General features: G+C 70.1%; 2 protein-coding genes and 1 pseudogene. All 3 read right to left on the reverse strand.

Annotation, left to right across the window (positions count from 1 at the left end; translation table 11 throughout):
- Positions 1-231 (reverse strand): annotated as a pseudogene (locus tag L284_RS0123650) (TrbI/VirB10 family protein); the annotation flags it as partial.
- A 3-nt stretch (positions 232-234) separates the two neighbouring features.
- Positions 235-1,113, reverse strand: a complete 879-nt coding sequence (locus tag L284_RS26845; protein WP_021232355.1) for a TrbG/VirB9 family P-type conjugative transfer protein — start codon at positions 1,111-1,113, stop codon at positions 235-237.
- Positions 1,110-1,894, reverse strand: a 785-nt coding sequence (locus tag L284_RS26850) for a type IV secretion system protein (protein WP_040712279.1), incomplete at its 5' end; no start/stop codon positions are given. The genes L284_RS26845 and L284_RS26850, both read right to left, overlap by 4 nt.

A 1,894-nucleotide genomic window follows, 5' to 3' on the forward strand; every position in this document is an offset into this window, starting at 1 on the left:
GGCCGCCGGGCCGTTGCGCACCGAATCCATCGACCACAGCGTCAAACCGCCCAGCGCGGCGACGATCAGCACGCCGGCGGCCAGGCCGAGGCCATCGGCCTTCTTGCGCTGGCTGACCTGCGGCATGACGTTGCGGGTGGCCAGGTCGATGACCTGCGCGCCTTCGCCGTCACGCGGGTCGCTCGCCTCGGCGCTGCCGAATTTCTCGCGCAGATTGGAATTGGGCGCCATGGATCAGTTCCCCTGAGGTTTCGAGGCGCCGAGAGGCGCGGCTGTGGCGACGGCTGTCGCTGCGGCACTGGGCGTCGCATTTGCGGCAGGCGCCGGAGCGGCAACCGGGCGCGAGGCCAGGGGCCGCGCATTGACCAGTTCGGCGCTCGCCTTGCCCGAACGCAGGATCAGGTTGTCCGGCACCGCGTCGATCACGATCATCGCGCCGCGCACCGCGTAGTTGACCGGGCCTTCGTCGCCCTTCTCATTGGTGATGAGGATGGCGGGCACCGACGACTTCTCCGGCCAGAGCAGGTAGGTCGAGTTGCCGTCGTCATAGATGCGGGTGGGCAGCAGCTTGGCCGCGCCCAGCTTCTTCCATTCGAAATTAAGCGCGGCGGGATCGGTCGGCATCGCCGCCGGATCGCCGGAGGCCAGGGCCTGCTCGTCGGCATCCAGCCCGGCCACCTGCGGCGTCCCGGGGTCGCCGGGCACTGCCTCCACCGGCTCTTCCTTGTAGGTGAAGCGCAGCATGTAGAGCGGCCGTCCCTTGGGCGAGGCGACGAGGTCGAAGAAATAGGTGTGGCGGTTGGTCACCACCGTCATGTTCGTGCGGGCGCTCGCTTCCAGCGGCTTCACGAACAGCAGGTCCGCGCGCTTGTTGGGCGTGATCTGCCAGGTCTGCGAATTGCCCACCGCGACGTTCTCGATCGCCTCGTTCTTGCCGAAAGCGATGGTGGCCTGAACGCCGGTGCGGCCATCGATGCGGACCACCTCGTTCTCGGCATAGGCGTGCTGGACAAGGCGCTCGTCGGCCTGTGCGGGCAGGGCCGCGACGCAGAGGGCCAGCGTGGCCGTCGCGGCCAGGGAGCGGGCCTTGGACTGAACCTGGTGGCGGATCATTTGAACGTCTCCTTGGCCGGAACGCGGCCGGTAATGCCTGATGCCGAAGTGTGGGACGCCCCATCGTTGGACGCCCGGAAGCGACTGCCGATCCCGCGCGTGCGGGAGGCCTGGCTGGCGCCCAGAGGCTCGATGCCGCCGCCCGAAACCTGGGTGATCACGGTGCGCCGGTCGCCCGATGAAGAGGACGTGCCATGCTCCGCGCCGGGCGCGGCAACCATGGCGGCGGCGCTTGCGGCGGAGACGGCGGGCGTGCGCGAAGCCGATGCGGCGGTGACGAAAGGCTGGACCTGTCCGCTCGGCGCCAAAGCCGCCGCGGGCGGCGCAACTGCGTCGCTGCCACCGCTCTGACGCTCGCTGCGCGCCAGGCCGAAGACCTGCCAGCCGGATACCAGCGTACCGGCCACCTTGAGGACCATGCCCATCAGCGCGAGGTGGACCGCCGCGACCACGAACAGCGCCATGGCCGCCCGCCCGTCGATCTCGCCCAGCTGCGCGCCCTGCACCAGCGCGGAAACGATCGGCACCAGCAGTTCGAGAGTGATGCCGCCGCCGAGCACGACGAACAGCGGAGTCGTCGCGGTCAGCACCACGCCGCGCAGCCAGCCCGCGGTCAGCCCGCGCGTGCCGCCGAACAGCGCCATGACCACGAAGATCGGGCCGAGCGCCAGCAGGATGGCCAGCGCGATGCGCGCCGTCAGCAGCACGCCGACGGTGCCGAGCAGCAGCATGAGCGCGCCCATCCACATGACGCTGTCGGGCGAGAACAGCCCCCCCGCGC

It is taken from the genome of Novosphingobium lindaniclasticum LE124, from assembly GCF_000445125.1.
GTDB classification, from domain to species: Bacteria; Pseudomonadota; Alphaproteobacteria; order Sphingomonadales; family Sphingomonadaceae; genus Novosphingobium; species Novosphingobium lindaniclasticum.

Coding starts and splice junctions, on each gene's coding strand:
- L284_RS26845 (WP_021232355.1), bottom strand. CDS start 1,113: ATGATCCGCCACCAGGTTCAGTCCAAGGCCCGCTCCCTGGCCGCGACG.